The sequence below is a fragment of the Streptomyces sp. NPDC058239 genome (assembly GCF_042882185.1).
Classification (GTDB): domain Bacteria; phylum Actinomycetota; class Actinomycetes; order Streptomycetales; family Streptomycetaceae; genus Streptomyces.
Genome location: NZ_JBHVWS010000002.1, coordinates 25,419 through 44,725, shown reverse-complemented (window position 1 = coordinate 44,725; position 19,307 = coordinate 25,419). Strand labels below are relative to the sequence as shown.

The window sequence follows — 19,307 nt, the reverse complement described above, 5'->3', positions numbered from 1 at the left end:
GTGCACGGCGACACCGTGGTGCGCGATGCCGCCCGGGCGTACGGCACACAGGCTGCTGCCGCGGTGGAGGCGCCCGCCGTTCGGACGACTGGTTCAGACGGCGATGACGGTGACGCCGGCCTCCGTGAAGCGGGCGGTCGCCTCGGGCGTGATCCCCTTGTCGGTGACCAGGAAATCGACCTGCCCGAGATCGCAGACCCGGGCGAAGGCCCGCTTGCCGATCTTCGAGGAATCGGCCGCCACGACCACCCGTTGCGCCTGCTCGGCGAGCAGCCGGTTGATGCTGGCCTCGCCCTCGTGGTGTACGTATGCACCGCGCTCGGTGTCGATCGCGTTGACGCCCAGCACGGCGACATCCAGCGTGATTTCGCCCAGTACCCCGCTGGCCAGCGGGCCCGTCAGCTCGTACGACTGCGGCCTGGCCACTCCGCCGGTCACCACGATCTTGATCTGTGGCCGGATGACCAGCTCGTTGGCGATGTTGAGGGCGTTGGTGACAACGGTCAGGGTCGGCTGACCACCCATCCCGGCCGCGGTGTCACCGACGACATCGGAGCGCACCGCCAGCGAACGGGCCACCTCGGTCAGTGTCGTACCGCCGGTCAGCCCCACCACTTCGCCGACCGCCACCAGTTCCGAAACGGCGCGGCCGATGGCCTGCTTCTCCGGGGCGTGACGGCCGGTCTTGTAGCGCAGAGCCAGTTCGTAACTGACACCGTGCGCGACCGCGCCACCGCGGGTACGCGTGAGCAGCTGCTGCTCGGCGAGCTGGTCCAGGTCACGACGGATGGTCGCGGCCGAGACATCCAGCGTCGCGGCGGCGTCCTCGACCTCCACCCGGCCGTTCTTACCCACAAGTTCCAGCAGCGCGTTCCACCGGGCATCCCTGGACAAGAGAAATCTCCTTACGAGCCCGGGCTTCGGGTACCCATCCCCTTGGGTACGTGTCTCCGGACACGCGCAAGCGTCGCACAAGGCTTCCTCCAGTCAAGCCTCCTGCAAGCGAAATGCTTGATAATGCTTGTACATCGCGTATAACGTGCGCAAACGAGCATCCCAAGCCCACTACGAGTACGGAGTGCAAGAGTGTCATTTGTCGAGATCGAGACAGCCAGTCAGCCGGAGTGCTGGCGCCGCGCCGCCGAGCTGGCCCAGACGCAGGCGGCGGCTCTGCCCGCCACCGGCGAGCGCATCGCGGTCGTCGGCTGCGGCACCTCCTTCTACATGGCTCAGGCATACGCCGCGCTCCGTGAGGAGTCCGGGCAGGGCGAGTCCGATGCCTTCGCCGCTTCGGAGTTCCCCTTCGGCCGCGGCTACGACCGGGTCGTCGCCCTCACCCGCTCGGGGACCACGACCGAGGTGCTGGAACTGCTCGACCGGCTCCGTGGTGTCACCCGCACAGTGGCCATCACCGCCGACCCGGACACCCCGGTCATGACGTCCGCCGACGAGGTCGTCGTACTCGACTTCGCCGACGAGCAGTCCGTCGTGCAGACCCGGTTCGCCACCACCCTGCTCACGCTGCTCCGCGCCCACCTCGGTCTGCACACCGAGGCCGTGGTCCGCGACGCGGAGACCGCGCTGGCAGAGCCGCTGCCCGAAGGCCTGCTGGACTGCACCCAGTTCACCTTCCTCGGCCGTGGCTGGACGGCGGGTCTCGCCAACGAGGCCGCGCTCAAGATGAAGGAGGCGTCCCTGTCCTGGACGGAGGCGTACCCCGCGATGGAGTACCGCCACGGTCCCATCAGCATCGCCACCACCGGCACCGCGACCTGGATGTTCGGCACCGCCCCCGAGGGCCTTGCCGAGCAGGTGCTCTCGACCGGTGCCCGCTGGGTGGAGAGCGGCCTGGACCCGCTGGCCGAGCTGGTACGCGTCCAGCGTCTGGCGATCGCCCGCGCCGCCGCCCGCGGTCTGGACCCGGACAGCCCGCGCCACCTGACGCGCTCGGTGGTACTCGCGGGCGCCTGACCGGCCGATGGACATCGTCGAGCGCACCTTCGACGGCCTGGGCGGGGGCGCTCGCAAGGCTACCCACGGAACCCCTCACGAAGTCCCTCACCCGGGCATTCGCGAGGGGTTTCTGGCCATGCCCGCGCGTGGCCGCGTACGTGGCGGCGATATCGGGGTGCTCATCCTCTCCGGGTCCAGTGGGCGCATCGAGGACGAGCGGTGCCGGATCCTGGCCCGGGAGGGCCTGACGGCTTTGTCGATCCGCTGGTTCGGCGGGGTCGGGCAGCCGCCCGGCATCTGTGAGGTCCCGCTGGAGACATTCGGGCCCGCGATCGAGGTGCTCCGCGCGGGCGGTGCCCGCCGGATCGGCGTCCTGGGTGTGTCCAAGGGGGCGGAAGCCGCCCTGCACCTGTCCGTGCTGCTGCCCGGTGTCGACGCGGTGGTGGCGGTCTCCCCCACATCGACGACGTGGGCAAACGTCGGCCCCGGCCGGGATGGACAGACCCGGCCCCAGCGCTCTTCCTGGACCTGGCGGGGTGAGCCGCTGCCGTTCGTCCCCTATGACACCTCCTGGGCGCCGACGCCCGCGCAGCCCGAGGGCGTTCCCGTCGCCATCCGTGGCTGGTACGAGCGCAGCCGGCAGACGTTCGCCGACCGCGTCGATGCAGCGACGATCGCCGTGGAGAAGTCCACCGCCGAATTCGTGCTTGTCGCCGGCGGGAACGATGCGATGTGGCCTTCGCTGCCCTTCGCCGAGGAACTGGCCTCCCGTCGCAGGGCGGCCGGCCTGCCCGTACGGGTGATCAGCAGCCCCGACGCAGGCCACCGCCCGCGACTTTTGGGCGAGGCCCCTGCCCCCTCATCCGCGGACTTCCTGTACGGAGGCTCACCCGCAGCGGACGCGGCACTTGGTGCGGCAGCCTGGCCCCACATACTCGACGTGCTTCGCGGCGCGCGTCAGGGCGGCGTCTGACGGCACTTGGGCGCGTCGGGCGTCTGCTGCGGCGCGCGTGACGGCGCTTGAGCGTCGGTGTCCGACGCGGCGCTCGGGTGTCAGGTCTCCGCAGCAGCGTTTGAGTGTCAGGCGTCCGCTGCGGCGCCTGCGCGGAGCAGGGCGGACTCGACCTGGTGAGCGTGCCCGACCATCCCTACCGGCCGGCTCGGCTGGACGTCCGGACAACGCTCGCGGTCGTTGCCGCCGCCACCGGTCGTGTCGGGAGCTGCGCTCGGCGCCGGATCTGCCCGCCGACGCTCTTGTCTCGCATCCGGCCTACGAGGAGCGTGAACTCATCGAGCCGATGGTCCGGTTCGGCAACGGCTGATAGGAGTCATCCACAGCGCGCCTCCGGGACAGGGCTGAGGCGGCGGCGGCCGAGGCCCCGGCCGGGCACCCGGTCCCACCGCACACTGCGCTGCCGCACGCCCCGCGCCGGCCTCTCAGCCCGTCCACCGCCCGGCATCCGCGCGGTCGGCAGGTCGGGGCCATGCCTGCGGTCGCGAGGGGGCCGGCGGTTTTTTCGGCCGCCGGCCCAGCCTCTGACAGACGCCGTCGTGGTCAGGACTCCTCGAAGTAGACGTCCAGGACCGTGTCGAGTTCTTCCGCCCACTGCTTGAGGTTGCTCCTGGCCGGTGCCTCGACCTCGGCGTTGAACCATCGACGGGTCGACATATGGACCGTAACGGTGAACCGGCGGCCGAACCGAGGAGTCTTCACCTCAACGGCACCGATCTCGTCCCAGTGGAACTCGGCCTCCTGGTCGTCCAGCCGGAACCGGACGCCGTCACGGTCCGCGGTGATCGACCCACGGCGGTCGCTCACTTCGAATACGGGGCCGTCCTCTGCCTCCTTGTCGTCAGCCGCCGCTTCGGCAGCGGCCTCCCCGTCGGCTGCCGCATCCTCGGATACGGCCTCCGCAACGGCATCGTCGGGGGCGATGACGCCGGGCGCCCCCTCCTCTGTCCTTTCCTGGTCCGTCTGCTCCTGGCTCGTATCCGGCTTTCCGGCAATAGCAGGGGCCGTGAGACCAGGGATGTACGCCGGGTCTGTCCCCGCGGCGTACCCGGGCTGAGTGTTCGGATCTATGCGCTGCTCCACGGCGGGCAGTATGGCCGACGAACCTGTACGAGGCCAGTGACCACCACGCCCTGCGCCCGTCTCCCCCGGCTGCAACCTCCGAATGCGCCGTCAGCCACGTCTTCCGCGCTGCGTCACTGTCGGCGCGCCGCCAGGAGTTCGGTCACCCGGTCCAGCGGGAGCGCCGGGACGTGGTGCCCCGCCCGGCCGGTCATCGAGTGTGCGCCGGTGAGCACATTGAGCACCGCCTCCTCCACCGACTCGACCACCGCACCGTAGAAGGGATCCATCCGGCCCCATGGCACGAAGCGCATCGACTCGTACGGCGCGCTGCCGTCGTCCGCGGGAAACGTACTGGTCAGCGCGGACGGGTTGGCCGTGGAGAAGGCCAGGAAGAGGTCCCCGGAGAAATGGCTTCCAGTGGTGCCGGTACGGGCGAGGCCCAGCGTCACCCGGCGGGCCAACGCCTTGCACTGCCCCGGCAGCAGGGGCGCGTCGGTCGCCACGGCTACGATCACCGAGCCCGCGCCGGGCGGCACCGGGGGCTCCCCGCCGGGCGCCGGTTCGGGGACCGACGTCTCGGCCGGATCGGACAGCTCGCGCCCCATCGGCACACCCGCGACCATCAGTTCGCGCCGTGCGCCGAAGTTGGCCTGCACGAAGGCACCGACGGTGTAGCGGTCCTCGCCGTACTGCACCACCCGCGATGCGGTCCCCGAGCCGCCCTTGAAGCCGTAGCAGCGCATGCCCGTTCCGCCGCCGACGCATCCCTCCTCGACCGGGCCGGAGGCCGCCGCCTCGATCGCGTCCGCCGCATGACGGGACTCCACAGCCGAGCCATGGATGTCGTTGAGGTGGCCGTCCCAGGTCTCGGTGACCACCGGCAGCAGCCACTCCGGCGCCATTCCACGACGGTTGGCGCGCACCCACTCGACCACGCCGCGGTGCACCGGGCCGACCGCGTACGTGTTGGTGATGACCACCGGCACGGCGAGCGAGCCGCTCTCCTCGATCCAGGCGGTACCGGTCATCTCACCATTGCCGTTGAACGAGTGCCAGCCGGCCGCGCAGGGCGTACCCACACCGTCCCGCCCGCGCGGCAGGAGCGCCGTCACTCCCGTGCGTACGTCCTCACCCTCTACCAGGGTGACGTACCCGACCTCGACACCGGGCACGTCCGTGATCGCGTTCCACGGCCCCGGCTCACCTGCCAGAGGGATGCCCAACTCACGTGCACGCTTGCGGTCTTCGCCCATGTGGTCTGCACTCATGCGGTCAGAGATTACGGGTGCACCCGCACGTCGGACGAGAGTGCGAGCCGACGTCTCGTCGTATCCGGCCTCCCCGCCGCTGATGATCGGGACGACGCGCTCGGTCACCGGCATGGTTCTCCCCGGTCTCCTCACGCGTCGCCCCGGACTGCGCGCCGTGCCATGTGCCGCAGCGGTGACCGCCTGCGGCGCCCCGCTACCCGGTGGGCGCTTTCGGCTCGCTCCCGACAGCGATGGCGGTCACCATGAGACCGTCCGCGACCAGCCATCGGCCACTGAAAGCCGTAGGGGTCGCGGTTGCCCCCGCGGCCAGGTCCGGCTCCGTGGCGGAGATCAGCAGCCCGGCGGTGAAGCTGCCGTTCGAGTGGAGCACGATGTCGGCCTGCTCGAAGCCCAGCCAGCGGTGGGTGAGCGGGAACCAGGCCTTGTAGACGCTCTCCTTCGCGCTGAACAGCAGCCGGTCCCAGCGGATCTCGGGGCACGCCCGACGCAGCTCCAGCCCGCGCCGCTGTTCCGTCGGGAGCGCGATGGACTCGAGCACCCCGTCGGGCAGCGGCTCATGCGGTTCGGCGTCGATGCCGACGGTGAGCACATCCGCCCGGCGGGCGACTGCAGCTGCTCGGTAGCCGGCGCAGTGGGTCATGCTTCCGACCACTCCTGCCGGCCATATCGGCGCCCCGCGTTCGCCTTTCAGGATGGGGACGGGTGCGAGACCGATTTCGCCGAGCGCGCGGCGGGCGCACCAGCGTGCGGTGGTGAACTCCTTGCGGCGGCCCTCCACGGAATTGCGGATCAGCTCTTCCTCGCCGGGAAAGAGAGCCGCGTCGGGCGGGTCGGAGAGCGCCTCGGCAACGGCCACCTGGGACGGCAGAATCTTCTCGATCATGTTCCCCCTCGTACCGGCTGGTTGATCCATCCTCTGCATCGTCTCCGAAGCCTGCCCGAAGACTGAAGAATTTTCAGTTCGTGGCGAACCTGACCGGTGTTGCAACTGTCACGTCAGGACCGAGGGGTCGGGTTTCGTCTCGGCGAGGCTCGGCCGACGGATCTGCGGCTCATCGCATGCGACTCAGCCTGACGCGCCCGCCCGCCCGCACGATCGCGAGCAGCCGGTCCACGTCGTCCCGGGTGACGGGGACGAAAGGGAGCTGGGCGAGCCGCATTCCTGTCACCATCTGCTGCCGGTGGCTTCCCTCTTGGGGGGAGTCGTCGCCCATGGACTTGCGGATCCTGTCGAGCAGCGCCCCGACCGCCGGTCCGCCGACCGGGCGGGCGAGCCACTCCGCCGGCGAGGAGTTGGCGTCCGGCTCCGACAGGGTCGAGTCACCCTTCACGGTGATCGTGGCGTTCATCCGGATGTCGCGGCTGGAGGCACCGATGTCCAGGCGGTAATCGAGGCCCTCGACGAGCCAGGCGTCGGCCGCGGTGTCGAAGTGGGTGAGATCCGCCTGGGCGAGCAATGGCAAGAAAGAATACGGCGTCCTGTTTCTCTGAACAAGGACCGGCCAAGGCATCGCACCGTCCTGCGGGGCGGACCCGACCGGTCCGCCGTGCCGGACGGCCGTCATGGGGTGGGCGGGCGACAGCGAAGAATTCAGCCGAACAGCGCGCGGGCCGCGCAAACCCCGGCCTCGACCCGCACTACGCCGCCTCAGCCCTCATCGCGGCGTCCGACGGCATCCAGCTCCAGTGGCTGAGCGACCCCCACCATCGACATGGCGGACCATGTCCGCCGCATCTGGCGCATGCTCACGAACGGCGACCAGACACCGGACACCACCACAACACCGTGGATCTCCGGCAGTCGGCTCCGCCGCCCACCGGAGCGGGCCGTTACGAGTGCACGCTCGCGGAACTCGCACCGGGTCCGGGTTCCCCTGCGGCGGGCCCCTCGGCAGCGGGTACGGTCACGGCGGACAGGAGAGGGGCGAGGTAGCGGCGCCCGAGCTCCCCGGGTGGCAGTTGGTCGGGCTCGACATAGCTCTGGGCCAGTTCGCCCTCCCGTACGGCGATGAGCAGCCGGGCGAGTTCCTCTGGATCCACGGTGAGAGTGAGGCCCGCACCGCGTACGCATTCCGTCAGAGCGCGGGCGATTTGCGCGCGCAGCCGTGCGTCGTGGCGTGCCAGCATCCAGGCGGCCTGGCGGTCACGGATGGCGTGGAGCGTGAACTCGGTGGTCACCAGGAACCAGTCCCGTTCGCCGGTTTCGAGTTCGGGAAGGAGTTCCGCGAGGCGGTCGAGCGAGAAGCCTTCCGCGTCGATCGAGTCGACCACTTCCGTCAGGCGGCTGATGATTCGCTCGCTGTGTGCGTCGAAGAGCGCGAAGAAGAGCTCTTCCTTGCTGCTGAAGTTCGAGTAGAACGCGCCGCGTGTATAGCCGGCGCGGTCACAGATCTGCTCGATGGAGGTGCCGTGGAATCCGTGCTCGGCGAAGGTCTCCAGTGCCGCTTGCAACAGCGCGGCCCGGGTGCGCGGCCGGCGTTTGGTCACACCCTTGGGCATTGACCCTCCTCGCGTTGCGTACGGCGGCATCCGGCAGAGCACCGGGCCGTAACCAATGCCCCAATGTATCCGATACGGACCTGCATCCTTCCTGCGAGGCCACCCCATGCCTGATTCCGTTGCCTGATTCCGATGCGTAAACGCATCCGATGCATTTACGCATCCGATACGGAAGCGTATCGTCTGGGGACCGCACCGCCATCCATTTCGTCCTGGAGGTACTCCATGACTGACACCACGGCCGACACCACGCCTTCCGCCATCGCGTCCGCCGCAGGCCCGGTGCCCGAAGGCGTCACCATCCCCATGCCACCGACGTTCGACTCCATCGAAGCCGAGCGGCAGTACCGCAAGGAGCAACTCGCCGCAGGATTCCGCCTGTTCGGCAGGTTCGGCTTCTCCGAAGGCGTCGCCGGTCACATCACGGTGCGCGACCCGGAGGACCCGGACCGGTTCTGGGTCAACCCGTTCGGCATGAGCTTCAACCAGATCAAGGCGTCCGATCTGCTCCTGGTCGACCACGAGGGCACCCTGCTGCACGGCAACCGCCTGGTGAACAAGGCCGCCTTCGTCATCCACTCCCAGGTACACGCCGCCCGCCCCGACGTCGTGGCCGCCGCGCACTCCCATTCCCTGCACGGCAAGGCCTTCTCCAGCCTCGGCATCCCGCTCGACCCGATCACCCAGGACGCCTGCGCGTTCTTCGAGGACCACGGCCTCTACAGCGACTACCAGGGCGTGGTCGACGAACTGGAGGAAGGCAAGCGGATAGGCGAGGCCCTCGGCGGACACAAGGCCGTCATCCTGCAGAACCATGGCCTGCTGACCGTCGGCCACTCGGTCGCCGAGGCCGTGTGGTGGTTCATCACCATGGAACGCTCCTGCCAGGCACAGCTGTTGGCAATGGCGGCCGGCACACCGAAGCTCATCGACCGGGAGACCGCACTGCTGACCCGCGGCCAGGTCGGCACCCATCTGGCGGGCTGGTTCCAGGCCCGCCCGCTGTGGGACCAGATCACGGCCTCCGATCCCGATCTGTTCGACTGACCACCAGCCGCATCCCGACGGCGGGCCGGTCACGCTTCCACCCCGCTCCGTTCAGGGCCGCACTCGCGGCCGACACCTCGCAGGGCATGCCCTACTGCGGCATGCCCGTCGGAACCCCGTACGACGAGGTCGGATTCGGCTTTGACAAGGCCGTCGCTCGCGGAGTGCGCCGTGCCGGCGGTGTCGCCCGCCTCGGCGCCGGTCGCGGGGCGGCCACCGTCTCGACGCCGAGCTCCAGGGCCTGTCGGGCCGGCAGCTGAAGGTTCCCCCGCCGGCGGAAAGGGCCTTTACGCGGAACCGACGGGGGTTGCGCAGGATCACGTCGACGGCCTGAGTGCCGATCGATCCGGTGCTCGGCACCCCTCCTCGGATGTACTTCGCCGAGGCCGGTCATCCCGTGGATGTACGTGGTTGGCTCTGAGGAATGATGCGGATGGCGGAGACGGCCTGGGAGGCTCGGGGGTGTGCGGAGTTCCGGAGTGGGCCGGCTTGTCATCGCCTTGGGGGTAGCGTGCGTCACCGCAGGTGGGCTGGGCGCCACGTTTTTCCGGGTGCGGCGAACCCATCGGTCAGCCTTCGAGGACCGCAGCCTGCTGCTGGACAGCGAGCGTGAGGGTGCCGAACAGTCCGCCCATGACGTCCACCGAGCCTCCCCTCCGCGTATTGGTCGCCGACGGCCAGGGGCCGGTGCGTACCGGCTTCCGTCCGATCCTCATGGCCCGGAGGACCGACGTGGCGGGAGAGGCCGCCGACGGACCGGAGGCTGTGGCGGTGGTCCGCGAGCTGCGGCCCGGCGTCGTGCTGATGAACATCCGCATGCCGAACACGGACGGGCTGGAGGCTGCCCGTCGCGTCCTTGCACAGCACCCGCACTGCCGGTTGATCATGTTGCCCACCTTCGACCTCGATCACCACGTCTGCGCCGCACTCGCCGCCGGTGCCGGCGGCTCCCTCCTCAAGGACGTCACCTCCGACTTCCTGGGCTCCGCCGTACGCCCGGTCAACAGCGGTGACGCGCTGCCGGCTCCGTCGATCTCCCGCCGCCCGGTAGAAGGCTTCGCCTGCGGCGGGAGGACGCCGACCGCGGAGCCCGGCCCTCCCGCCGTACACCAGGATCCGGCCACGCTCACACCGCGCGAGCGCGAGCTGATGACGCTCATGGTCCGTGGACTGTCCAATGCCGAACCGGCAGAGGAACTGAGACTCAGTGAGGCGACGGAAAATACGCATGTGGCCCGGATCTTCGCCGAACTGTCTCTGCGCGACCGGGCGCAGGCCTCGTACTCGCCCATGGGACGGGCTTCGACTCTCCCCCCAGGACTCCCGCATCCGCGCCACCGGGCTCGGCCGGGGAGTACGACACGGCGACAGCCGCTGTGCATGCCGAACACTCCTCATCGCCGGACCCCGTTCACACGCGGGGAATCGTCGCGATCCGCTCAGTAAGCGCGAGGACGGCTGAAAAGTGGCCACGAAGGGGTTCGGAAGCCCTTGTGCACACGAGGAAGGATGGAGGTGGCACGCTCGCCTGCTTGAGCGTCCGCGGAAGGTTTTCCTCCCACTGACTTGGGCGTTGTTCGGGTGCGGCGCGCCTGCGTCCGCCGGCGCGGCTCCGCCACGAGCGATGCTTATCGGACTTTCTTCCTGACACGGGAACTCTGCCAGGTGCACGTCCGTGCGAACAGCTACGACGAGTCGTTCATCGGCGCCGTGTCATGCGGACGCCATGTCCGGTACCCGACCGCTTCCCCCCTTCGCTCCCGCCAATCCCTGAGCCCAAACAGGCCCATTCGTTGTGAGCCGTCGCGAGGCTCGTGAATTCCGCAGACCCAAGCAGACCCATGCGCTCCGGAACGAAGCGCCTCCCACCGTGGACACACCCGTCTCACCCCTCGGACGTCCGGCTTTGAACAACTCGACAGCGCCGCAACGAAATATGAACATGAGTGCGGTCCTTGAGTGAGCGCCTGGTGGAACTGCTGGAGCCGCCGGCCTGAATAAGGTGATCATGTAGCTGGACAGGTCACAGCTATTAACAGCACTGTGCGACGCGACTACTGGGGGCGGGTGGAGCGGCGGTGTTTCAGCACGAGGCGGCGGTCTTCGGCGTGCAGTCGAACGACGCCACGCATGAAGATCCACATCCGCGGGTGCACGAACACCCTGGACGCCGCCCCTCCCCCTACCTGCCCGTGATGCCCCGGCTCCCCATGCGCGCAGCCGATCCGTCACCGGAACAGTGCGAGAGCGAACACACGAAGGTTCGGCACATCCAGAGCGGACCTGTCGAATGTCGGCCAAAATCAGCCGGCTCAAAACCCGCAGAAATTAACTCAGTAAATTCTACACACGGGGTGAATGAATTGCATGAGCCAGACGCTGAGACACCTGTTTCAGCACCGAATGCGACGCGCGTCCGTGCAGCCGACGCATCCCCGCTCTCCGACGTGCGCACACCGGGGATCATCCCAGTTCCCATCGCCGCCCTCCTGCCCGGCGAGTCCCCTCGCTCGGAGGGGCCGGACCAAGAACACGTCGCCCGGCTGGCCGAGATAGACGGACCGCTGCCGGCGATCCTTGTCCGTCGCTCCGACATGCGCGTGATCGACGGCATGCACCGACTCCTGGCCGCGCTCATCCGCGGACAGGAGACAATTGATGTCGAATTTTTCGAAGGCACCACGGAAGAGGCTTTTTTACGAGCAGTTCAGGCCAACATCACGCATGGCCTTCCGCTGTCGCAGGACGATCGACGTGCCGCTGCCGGCCGCATCATCGCGTCACATCCCCAGATGTCGGACCGGGCCATCGCGCGAGCGTCGGGCCTGGGGGCCAAGGCTGTCGCCTCCATCCGTCGTCGTTCAACCGACGTCGTGCCGCAGTTGAACTCCCGCATCGGACGTGACGGACGGGTTCGCCCGCTCAGCAGCGTCGAGGGCCGGTGGCGCGCAGCGGAGGTGATGGCGGAGAACCCGACGGCCTCGCTGCGCGAAGTGGCGCGGATCGCGGGCATATCGCCGGCCACTGCGAGCGATGTCCGAAGACGTATTCAGGCAGGTGAGCCGCCTGCTCCGGTACGGTCGGACACCGCCACCGTGCCGGCGCCCGCCCTCCCGGAGTTTCCGGAGGCGGAGGCCGCTGACATCGATGCCATGGTTCCCGCCCAGGGAGGACGGCCGAGGGCGGAGCACGGAGTCCGATTGCCGCAGCCGTCTCCGGCCATGGTGCTCGAGAAGTTGCTCCGGGATCCGTCACTGCGCCTCAAGGAGGAAGGGCGGCATCTCTTGCGCCTTTTGCAGCAGAACGCCTCGGCGGAATGGAACCACCTCACCGCCGCCGTACCGCCCCACTGCGGGGCACTGGTCGGAAGCCTCGCACGCCAATACGCGGCAACCTGGCTGGAATTCGCTCAGCATCTCGACGAGCGTGACCAGTCCACTGCTCAAAAGGCGGTCAGCTGATGATCGGCCTCGACTTGAGCCATGGGAGAACCGCACCTCCTCGTGGCCGAAATTCGTACGGCCCGCAGATTCCGCGCGGAACTCCCCACAGGGGTGAGTGCGAAATCACGAGGGAACGGTAACGGCTTTGCCTGGGCGATGCGCCGGGCGCCCACCATTTGGACGCCCGGCACGCTTCTTCGGCCCTGAGCCCGACTTCCCACTTCGATCACCCGGCAGCGCCTGGAGCAAAAGCCCTGTCCTGCCGCGGCAGCATCACCGGGGTTCGGGCGACAGCGACTGTGTCAGGCGGCGGGCCGACGCGTCCCAGGACCAGGACTCCTGAACCCACCGACCGGCCCGCCGCACCCATCGCGGCGGGCCGGTCGGTGTCGAGCAGAATCCGGATCAGCGTGCCGGCGACCGCCCCGATGGCCGCGGCGTAGCAGCACGGCGTCGGGCAACTCGCGGCGGATCAGGGGCAGTGCCCGGATCGGCTGGTCCTGGTCCTGGCCCTGGCCCTTGCCCTTGCCCTTGCCCTTGCCCTTGCCCTTGCTCGGAACGAGGATCGCAATGCGGAGGATTACGGGCTTGCCCTGCAGGCCCAGCTCTGTGCATGCGTCGAATGATGCTGCGGTGTCGGCATGTACGGCTGCCGGAGCCGAGCCGCGAGGAACCCGTCCGACGCGTTGACGCGCCACTCGTCAAAGGCCTTCCGGTTCCCCCGATCGGCCCCTCATCGCATCATCCGCCACGACTGGCGCGGAAGGCTGTCGCTCATGTCGCGGCGGCGATGCAGCCCTGCCGAACGGTTCCGCCCGCCCGCCGGAAGGCGGCGGGGAGAGCGGCGTGCAACTGGCGCGGTGCCGCAGTTGAACACGCTGCCGGCCCCGGTTGAGCCGGGTATTGATCACGTACCTGCCTACGGGTCATCCTGCTTCGACGCGGATGGAAAACATCTCTTCCGTCAGCTGCGGCGAACCGACCGATTCCCTGCCCAGCCCTGCACACCTCCCACTTCCAGGAGCTTTTCCTATGGCTGTGCGAGACATATCGCATGTCGAGCTGTACACGAGAGACAAAGTCACCACCGTTCGCTTCCTCGTCTCCACCATGGGTTTCACGCGGGTCGCGGATTCCGTCGCCGTGGACCGGAGTTCCGTGCTGTTGCGGCAGGGCGACGTCCAACTCGTGGTCACATCGGGGTGGGTGACGGGGAAGTGGCTGTCCGAGCACAGGGACGGTGTCGCCGATATCGCGTTGACGTGCGACGACGTGACGGAAACGGCCCGGGCCGCGCTGGCCGCCGGTGCAAGGGTCACGCACTCGCCGCAGGGGAACCCGGTCGTGTCGGGATGGGGTGGTGTCTCCCACACCCTCCTTCCGGACACCACCGCCGACTCCGCCGTTCCGCCCGCAGGTCACAAGTGGACAGCCTCTCCGGGGGCGACGGACGAGCCCGTGGGGCGGGTTCGGAGGTTGGACCATGTCGCCATCCGTCTGGAGGCGAGCCGCCTGGCGGACTACGCAGCCTTCTGCACCGAGGTCTTCGGCCTGTCCCCCGTCCCGGTCCCCCGCCTCGCCCCCGGCAGACAGGACGTCGCCCCCACCGTGCTCCGCAGCACCTCGGAGCGCGTAGCCTTCGCCCTCACCGCTGCGGACGCGCACCCCGGCGCGGGGGCGCCCGCTGCGTCCCCGGACCCCGAGTGGCCCATGGGCGCTCATCGGCTGGCGTTCCTCGCCGATGACGTCCTGTCCGGGGCACGCGAGTTCCGGAACCCGGGCATGCAGCGGCTCCGCCTCCAACTGGTCGAACGCGGCGGCCCGCACGGGCTCGGCACCGCCGACGCCGGGTTCACCGCCGATACCCGCAGCCCGGTCGGCTGACCACCGGGCGGCGTACCGGCCGAAACGCCGTCGCGCACCAGGCGTTTGGAGGCCCGAACCGAAGATGGTCCAGAATGTGGGCGTGATGACGACGCAGAACAGCGGAAGGCCTCCGGCAGTGAGCGACAACCCGGGGGCGGGGCTGCGCGCCGTCATCGTCGACGACCAGGCATTGGTACGCACCGGGTTCCGCATGATTCTGCTGTCGGACGGCATCGAGGTGGTGGGTGAGGCGACCACCGGCGGCGAGGCCGTCGCGGTGGTGCGCCGCACACGGCCCGACGTGGTGCTGATGGACATTCGGATGCCGGAGATGGACGGCATCGAGGCGACCCGGCGGATTGTCGCCGACGGGTCCGTGCAGACGCGTGTCATCATTCTGACCACTTACGACGTGAACGAGTACGTCTATGAGGCCCTGTCGGCCGGCGCCAGCGGGTTCCTCCTGAAGGACGTGTCCCCCGATCAGCTCGTGGCCGCGGTACGGCTCGTACGAGCCAACGACGCCCTGCTGGCGCCCAAGATCACACGCCGTCTGATCGAGCGCTTCTCTCCGCGTGCGGACGTGAAGCCCAGGGTGCACCGGGACCTGTCCGGGCTGACGACGCGCGAGCTGGAGGTGCTGCGCCTGCTCGCCACCGGCCTGAGCAACGCCGAGTTGGCGGAGCGGCTGACCCTCAGCACCGCCACGGTGAAGACGCACGTGGCGCGGATCCTGTCCAAACTCGGACTGCGCGATCGGGTGCAGGCCGTGGTGCTGGCCTACGAGACCGGGCTGATCTCTCCGGGCGAGTAGCCCCGTGAGAGATCAGCCCTGGCGGCCGGTCCGGCCGGGAACAGCCGGCCGAGTCGCCCGTGTCAGACGCTGCCGAGCACAACGACGGCGTTCTGGCCCCCGAAGCCGAACGAGTTGCTGACGGCGACGGACACCGGGGTGTGCCGAGCCCCGCCGTGCACGATGTCGATCTCGGGCAGATCCGCGCCGGGGGTCTCGAAGTTGGCGGTGGGTGGTATGACCCCCTGGTCGATCGACAGAGCGGTGAACGCGGCCTCGACCGCTCCCGCCGCGCCCAGCATGTGGCCGGTCACGCCCTTGGTGGAGGTGACGGCGGTCCCCGTGCCGAACATCCCGGCGAGGAGCCGTGCCTCGACGGCGTCGCCCTGCGGGGTGCTGGTCGCATGGGCGTTGACGAGTGAGACCTCCGACGCGCCGACCCGCGCGTCCGCCAGGGCCTGCCGCAGGGCGAGTCGGGCGCCGTGCCCCTCGGGGTCGGGGGCGGTGAGGTGGTGGGCATCGGAGGAGGCGCCGTATCCCAGCAGCCGCGCGTAGCCGCGTCGTCCGCGGGCCCGGGCGTCCTCGGCGCGTTCCAGGAGCAGCACGGCCGCTCCTTCACCCAGGACGAAGCCGTCGCGCCGCGCGTCGAACGGCCGGGACGCCCTGGCCGGGTCCTCGCCGTGTCGGGAGAGCGCCTTGAGGCGGTCGAAGGCGGTGGCGACCAGGGGGGTCACGGTGGCTTCGGTGCCGCCGGCGAGGACCGCGTCGCAACGACCCGCGCGCAGCAGGTCCAGGGCCACGCCCAATGCCGTGGTGCCCGAAGCGCACGCCGTGGACACGGAGAGGGACGGGCCGTGCAGGCCCAGGTCCCGGGCCACGGTGCCGGCCGCGAAGTTGTCGATGGCCTTGGGGGCGGTCAGCGGGTTGACCGCGCGCGGCCCCCGGTCCGCCAACCGGCGCCGCTGTTCCTCCCAGGTCTGCTGCCCGCCGACCGCGGTGCCGAGCACGACACCGACCCGGGAGGGGTCCCAGGAGGTGTCGGTCACGGCCGCGTCGGCGACGGCGGCACGGGCCGCTGCGACGGCGAACTGCGTGAAGAGGTCCATCCGGCGGGCTTCGGCGCCGCACTCCTGCTCCGCGTCGAAGCCGGTCACCGCGCAGCTGAAGGACACGCCGAGGTCGGTGAGCCGGGGATCCTCCGTGGCGCCGGACAGTCCGGCGCAGGTCGCCTTCCAGGCCAGACCGGTGGTCAGACCGACCGGTGTGACCATCCCGATGCCGGTGACGACGATGTCAGGGTGGTCGTACACGGGGGCGGTCATGCCGTGGGGGTGACGCCGGGGACCTCGTAGGTCCTGTCGAGGAGGTGGGGGAGGTGGGGGGTGAGCATCTGCGGGCTCCCTTCCATCAGATTTCAGAACGTACAGGGGTCAGGTGCGGCCATGTCAGTGCGGCCGAACCCCAGGTCAGTCCGCCTCCGAAGGCGGTGAGCACGGTGCGGGCGCCCGGCTTGAGGCGTCCGCCCTCCGCAGCGTCGGCCAGCGCGAGCGGGATGGAGGCGGCCGCGGTGTTGCCGACCTGGGCGATCTCGCACACCGCCGCGTCCGACGGCACCCGGAGCCGGTCCGCGACCGCGTCGATGATGCGTGCGTTGGCCTGGTGGCCCACGAAGGCCCCGACGGAGTCCGGGCTCCAGGCGCAGTCCTTCATCACTCGCAGGGCCGAACTGGTCATCTGTTCGACAGCCCGCAGGTACACCTTGCGGCCCGCCATGGTGAACCAGCGTCCGCCCTCGGGCTGTTCACGCTCGCCCGGCACGTGGATCACATCCCGGGCCGAACCGTCACTGCCCAGGTCGAAGGCGAGCAGGGCCCCCGCTTCGCGCACGGTGCCGCGGCGCAGCACCACCGCCCCCGCGCCGTCGCCGAAGAGCACCGCGGTCGACCGGTCGGCGGGGTCGATGATGCGCGAGTACGTCTCGGCGGCGGTCACCAGGACGCTGTCCACGAGGCCGGCGCTGATAAGTCCCGCGGCAGTCGCCGTCGCGTAGATGAAGCCGCTGCACACGGCCGAGACGTCGAAGGCCGGTATCGCACCCTGTCCGATGCGATGGGCGACCTCGGGTGCGGCGGCGGGGCAGGGCCGGTCCGGGGTCGTGGTGGCGAGCACCAGCGCGTCCACCGTGGTGCGGCCCGCCGAGCGCAGGGCGCCGGCGGCGGCCGCGCAGGCGAGGTCCGTCATGGAGACGTCCGGGTCGACGCGCCGCCGGGCGGCGATTCCGGTGCGTGTACGTATCCAGTCGTCACTGGTGTCCAGGTGCTCCGCGAGCGCGGCATTGCTGATTTCCGTACGGGGCAGGCACGTTCCCAGTCCGGCAACGACTGCGGCGGGGCGGCCGTCCGGTTCTCCCCGGGCCGCCGTTGTGAACTCCGTTGCGTGCATTCTTATGCCCCTTCAATTCCTTTTCACGAACAACAGGACACAGCGCTTTCCTGGGAGTTCAGCGAAAAGTGACCGTACACAGGCCTGGAGAGCAGGCACAACAGGCGACCTGCGCCGCCCATTCGATTCGGCCGATTTCGTATCCGCGACGGCATGCGGCACGGCCGTTCAACCGTGCCCCGGCGCCAGTTGAACACGGCGGTCTATCAGCTCCTGCCCTGCCGTCACAATGTTCAGGTGAAACAGGGAGAAGACGACGCGAGTACCGGATGGTGGCAGTCCGTGCGCGAGGTGCTGCGGCCCGAGGCACGTCCCGGCGCACGGGCGCTGCTTGCGGACGCGCTGCTCGCGGCCGCGCTGGCCGCCGTCGGTGTCATCGCCAGCTGGAAGTTCCAGGCCGTCGACCACATGCCCGGCATGCGTCCGCAGGATGCGCCGGCCTACGTACCGCGGGGCGGGCGTCCGAACTACTGGCTCCTTGCTCTCAATCCGCTGCCGCTGGCTTTCCGGCGCTGGCACCCGCTGCCCGCGTTCTGGGCCGCGGTGGTCACGGGCCTCCTGCTGGCCAGTCAGGCCACGTGGATCACCCTCGCGGTCTGTGCCGTGGCCGCCTACAGCGCGATCGCCCACAGCCGCCGGCGCGTACTCGCCGTGGTGAGCCTGGCGATCGCCGCGGTGCTGAGCAGTTTCGCCTTCCACGACGCCGCGCCTGAGCTGCCGGGCTGGTCCGCGGCCTTCGTGATCATGATGCTCGCCGCGGTCGTCGCGGGGACGGTGCGGTATTGGCAGGACCAGTTCAGAGCCAGCCAGGTGCGCGTGGCCACCCTGCAGACGGAGAAGGAGGAGGCCGCACGGAAGGCCGTGGAGGAGGAGCGCACCCGCATCACCGCCGAGCTCCACGACATCGTGTCGCACAACGTGAGCGTGATGGTGATCCAGGCGGGCGCAGCCCACCGGGTCCTGGACACGGCACCGGAGGAGGCCCGGGAGGCGATGCACGCGGTGGAGGCCAGCGGCCGAGGCGCGATGGCCGAACTGCGTGCCGTCATGAGCCTGCTGACCGGTCCGGGCAGCTCCGTCGACGGGCTGCAGCCGCAGCCGGGGCTTGATCAGCTGGAGGCGCTGGTCAAAGGGGTGCGGGCGACCGGGATGCCGGTGGACCTCACGGTGTCGCTGCCGCCCGAACCGTTGCCTCCCGGCGTCGAGCTCGCCGCGTACCGCGTCGTCCAGGAAGCCCTGACCAACGCGCTCAAGCATGCCTCCGGAGCGAGCGCATCGGTTGTCCTGCGCCATGACGACGACTGGCTGGAGATCGAGGTCACCGACACCGGAGGCACCCGGACGGAACAGGCGAACTCCGGCAACAGCAGGGGCCTGATCGGGCTGCGTGAACGGCTTGCCGCGTATGGCGGATCCCTGGAGGCACGCCACAGGATCGGCAGCGGCTTCATGAACAGGGCCCGGATCCCGTGGCGGCCCACCTGACCCGGCGACATCGGGCGCGGCACGGCCGGGACGGCATCCACTCCCCCGGGAACGGGGACGGCCGCGCGCGGGAGAGGCAGGTGCGGCCGTCGTCCGTGACCGCGACGGTACGCTGCCGGCCTCCCGCTCTCCCGCGGTGCACGCGTTGGCCGCCGGGCCTGCCGCGGCGCCGTACCCGCGACGGACACGGCCTCCCTGCCCGGAATGGTCGACGCACCGTCATCCCGGCAATCGGACGGCCCCAAGCGGCAGTTCACACCGGAACAACCGGCTTGCGCCCGTCATCCACACCTCTCCGGTAGTCGCTGACAACACGGCGCACGGCCGTGCGCCGGTTCGTTCAACTGCGCGGAGTCGTCAGTTGAACGGTCGAGGATCGACCGGATGATCGGCCGGATGATACTCATCAAGTCGTCATCCACGCCCCTGGC

General features: G+C 69.6%; 16 protein-coding genes and 1 pseudogene. 8 read left to right on the top strand and 9 right to left on the bottom strand.

What is annotated here, in order from left to right; genetic code table 11:
* Positions 1–93: 93 nt before the first annotated feature.
* Entirely contained in the window at positions 94–894 is an 801-nt protein-coding gene (locus tag ACFVYE_RS02775) for a DeoR/GlpR family DNA-binding transcription regulator (RefSeq protein ID WP_093899008.1), read from the bottom strand.
* A gap of 192 nt (positions 895–1,086) precedes the next feature.
* Between ACFVYE_RS02775 and ACFVYE_RS02770 the strand changes: the two genes are divergently transcribed.
* Together ACFVYE_RS02770 and ACFVYE_RS02765 are read left to right on the top strand one after the other, a co-directional pair.
* Positions 1,087–1,971: an SIS domain-containing protein gene (locus ACFVYE_RS02770; RefSeq protein ID WP_383976295.1), complete on the top strand. Its 885-nt coding sequence runs from the start codon at positions 1,087–1,089 to the stop codon at positions 1,969–1,971.
* Positions 1,972–2,089: 118 nt separating this feature from the next.
* Entirely contained in the window at positions 2,090–2,926 is an 837-nt protein-coding gene (locus tag ACFVYE_RS02765; protein ID WP_389603752.1) for an acyl-CoA thioester hydrolase/BAAT C-terminal domain-containing protein, read from the top strand.
* Positions 2,927–3,508: 582 nt separating this feature from the next.
* Here the strand turns inward: ACFVYE_RS02765 and ACFVYE_RS02760 are convergent.
* From ACFVYE_RS02760 to ACFVYE_RS02740, 5 genes are all read right to left on the bottom strand, one after another.
* Complete coding sequence (locus ACFVYE_RS02760) at positions 3,509–4,048, bottom strand: hypothetical protein (protein ID WP_389603750.1); 540 nt, start codon at positions 4,046–4,048, stop codon at positions 3,509–3,511.
* Positions 4,049–4,161: 113 nt separating this feature from the next.
* Positions 4,162–5,283 (bottom strand): P1 family peptidase, encoded by a 1,122-nt coding sequence (locus ACFVYE_RS02755; protein WP_383976313.1) that lies wholly within the window; start codon positions 5,281–5,283, stop codon positions 4,162–4,164.
* A gap of 211 nt (positions 5,284–5,494) precedes the next feature.
* Entirely contained in the window at positions 5,495–6,184 is a 690-nt protein-coding gene (locus tag ACFVYE_RS02750) for a 4'-phosphopantetheinyl transferase (protein WP_389603748.1), read from the bottom strand.
* 169 nt (positions 6,185–6,353) lie between these two features.
* A complete protein-coding gene (locus tag ACFVYE_RS02745) occupies positions 6,354–6,764 on the bottom strand; it encodes a hypothetical protein (protein ID WP_389603746.1) in 411 nt (136 codons plus the stop codon).
* 367 nt (positions 6,765–7,131) lie between these two features.
* Complete coding sequence (locus tag ACFVYE_RS02740) at positions 7,132–7,800, bottom strand: TetR/AcrR family transcriptional regulator (RefSeq protein WP_383976305.1); 669 nt, start codon at positions 7,798–7,800, stop codon at positions 7,132–7,134.
* 225 nt (positions 7,801–8,025) lie between these two features.
* Between ACFVYE_RS02740 and ACFVYE_RS02735 the strand changes: the two genes are divergently transcribed.
* Entirely contained in the window at positions 8,026–8,847 is an 822-nt protein-coding gene (locus ACFVYE_RS02735) for a class II aldolase/adducin family protein (protein ID WP_383976307.1), read from the top strand.
* A 202-nt stretch (positions 8,848–9,049) separates the two neighbouring features.
* Here ACFVYE_RS02735 and ACFVYE_RS02730 read toward each other — a convergent pair.
* Positions 9,050–9,219 (bottom strand): annotated as a pseudogene (locus ACFVYE_RS02730) (hypothetical protein); the annotation flags it as partial.
* A 261-nt stretch (positions 9,220–9,480) separates the two neighbouring features.
* On the opposite strand from ACFVYE_RS02730, the gene ACFVYE_RS02725 reads away from it, so the two are divergent.
* The 4 genes from ACFVYE_RS02725 to ACFVYE_RS02710 all read left to right on the top strand — a co-directional run bounded on the left by ACFVYE_RS02725 (position 9,481) and on the right by ACFVYE_RS02710 (position 14,970).
* Positions 9,481–10,293: a response regulator transcription factor gene (locus tag ACFVYE_RS02725; RefSeq protein ID WP_389603743.1), complete on the top strand. Its 813-nt coding sequence runs from the start codon at positions 9,481–9,483 to the stop codon at positions 10,291–10,293.
* A 1,001-nt stretch (positions 10,294–11,294) separates the two neighbouring features.
* Positions 11,295–12,308, top strand: a complete 1,014-nt coding sequence (locus ACFVYE_RS02720; protein ID WP_389603741.1) for a ParB/RepB/Spo0J family partition protein — start codon at positions 11,295–11,297, stop codon at positions 12,306–12,308.
* A 1,014-nt stretch (positions 12,309–13,322) separates the two neighbouring features.
* Positions 13,323–14,174, top strand: a complete 852-nt coding sequence (locus tag ACFVYE_RS02715; protein WP_383976014.1) for a VOC family protein — start codon at positions 13,323–13,325, stop codon at positions 14,172–14,174.
* Between the two features lie 85 nt (positions 14,175–14,259).
* Positions 14,260–14,970, top strand: a complete 711-nt coding sequence (locus ACFVYE_RS02710; protein WP_383976016.1) for a response regulator — start codon at positions 14,260–14,262, stop codon at positions 14,968–14,970.
* A gap of 62 nt (positions 14,971–15,032) precedes the next feature.
* On the opposite strand, the gene ACFVYE_RS02705 is transcribed toward ACFVYE_RS02710, so the two are convergent.
* Complete coding sequence (locus ACFVYE_RS02705; RefSeq protein ID WP_383976018.1) at positions 15,033–16,271, bottom strand: beta-ketoacyl-[acyl-carrier-protein] synthase family protein; 1,239 nt, start codon at positions 16,269–16,271, stop codon at positions 15,033–15,035.
* A gap of 85 nt (positions 16,272–16,356) precedes the next feature.
* Positions 16,357–17,391 (bottom strand): beta-ketoacyl-ACP synthase III, encoded by a 1,035-nt coding sequence (locus ACFVYE_RS02700; RefSeq protein WP_383976020.1) that lies wholly within the window; start codon positions 17,389–17,391, stop codon positions 16,357–16,359.
* Between the two features lie 237 nt (positions 17,392–17,628).
* Here ACFVYE_RS02700 and ACFVYE_RS02695 point away from each other — a divergent pair, with 237 nt between their 5' ends.
* Positions 17,629–18,876, top strand: a complete 1,248-nt coding sequence (locus ACFVYE_RS02695; protein ID WP_383976022.1) for a histidine kinase — start codon at positions 17,629–17,631, stop codon at positions 18,874–18,876.
* The last annotated feature ends 431 nt before the right edge of the window (positions 18,877–19,307 follow it).

Bases quoted from the DNA above. Each gene is read 5' to 3' on its own strand.
- ACFVYE_RS02765 (WP_389603752.1), top strand. From the start codon at position 2,090: ATGCCCGCGCGTGGCCGCGTACGTGGCGGCGATATCGGGGTGCTCATC.
- ACFVYE_RS02755 (WP_383976313.1), bottom strand. From the start codon at position 5,283: ATGGGCGAAGACCGCAAGCGTGCACGTGAGTTGGGCATCCCTCTGGCA.
- ACFVYE_RS02750 (WP_389603748.1), bottom strand. From the start codon at position 6,184: ATGATCGAGAAGATTCTGCCGTCCCAGGTGGCCGTTGCCGAGGCGCTC.
- ACFVYE_RS02740 (WP_383976305.1), bottom strand. From the start codon at position 7,800: ATGCCCAAGGGTGTGACCAAACGCCGGCCGCGCACCCGGGCCGCGCTG.
- ACFVYE_RS02735 (WP_383976307.1), top strand. From the start codon at position 8,026: ATGACTGACACCACGGCCGACACCACGCCTTCCGCCATCGCGTCCGCC.
- ACFVYE_RS02725 (WP_389603743.1), top strand. From the start codon at position 9,481: ATGACGTCCACCGAGCCTCCCCTCCGCGTATTGGTCGCCGACGGCCAG.
- ACFVYE_RS02715 (WP_383976014.1), top strand. From the start codon at position 13,323: ATGGCTGTGCGAGACATATCGCATGTCGAGCTGTACACGAGAGACAAA.
- ACFVYE_RS02710 (WP_383976016.1), top strand. From the start codon at position 14,260: ATGACGACGCAGAACAGCGGAAGGCCTCCGGCAGTGAGCGACAACCCG.
- ACFVYE_RS02705 (WP_383976018.1), bottom strand. From the start codon at position 16,271: ATGACCGCCCCCGTGTACGACCACCCTGACATCGTCGTCACCGGCATC.
- ACFVYE_RS02700 (WP_383976020.1), bottom strand. From the start codon at position 17,391: ATGCACGCAACGGAGTTCACAACGGCGGCCCGGGGAGAACCGGACGGC.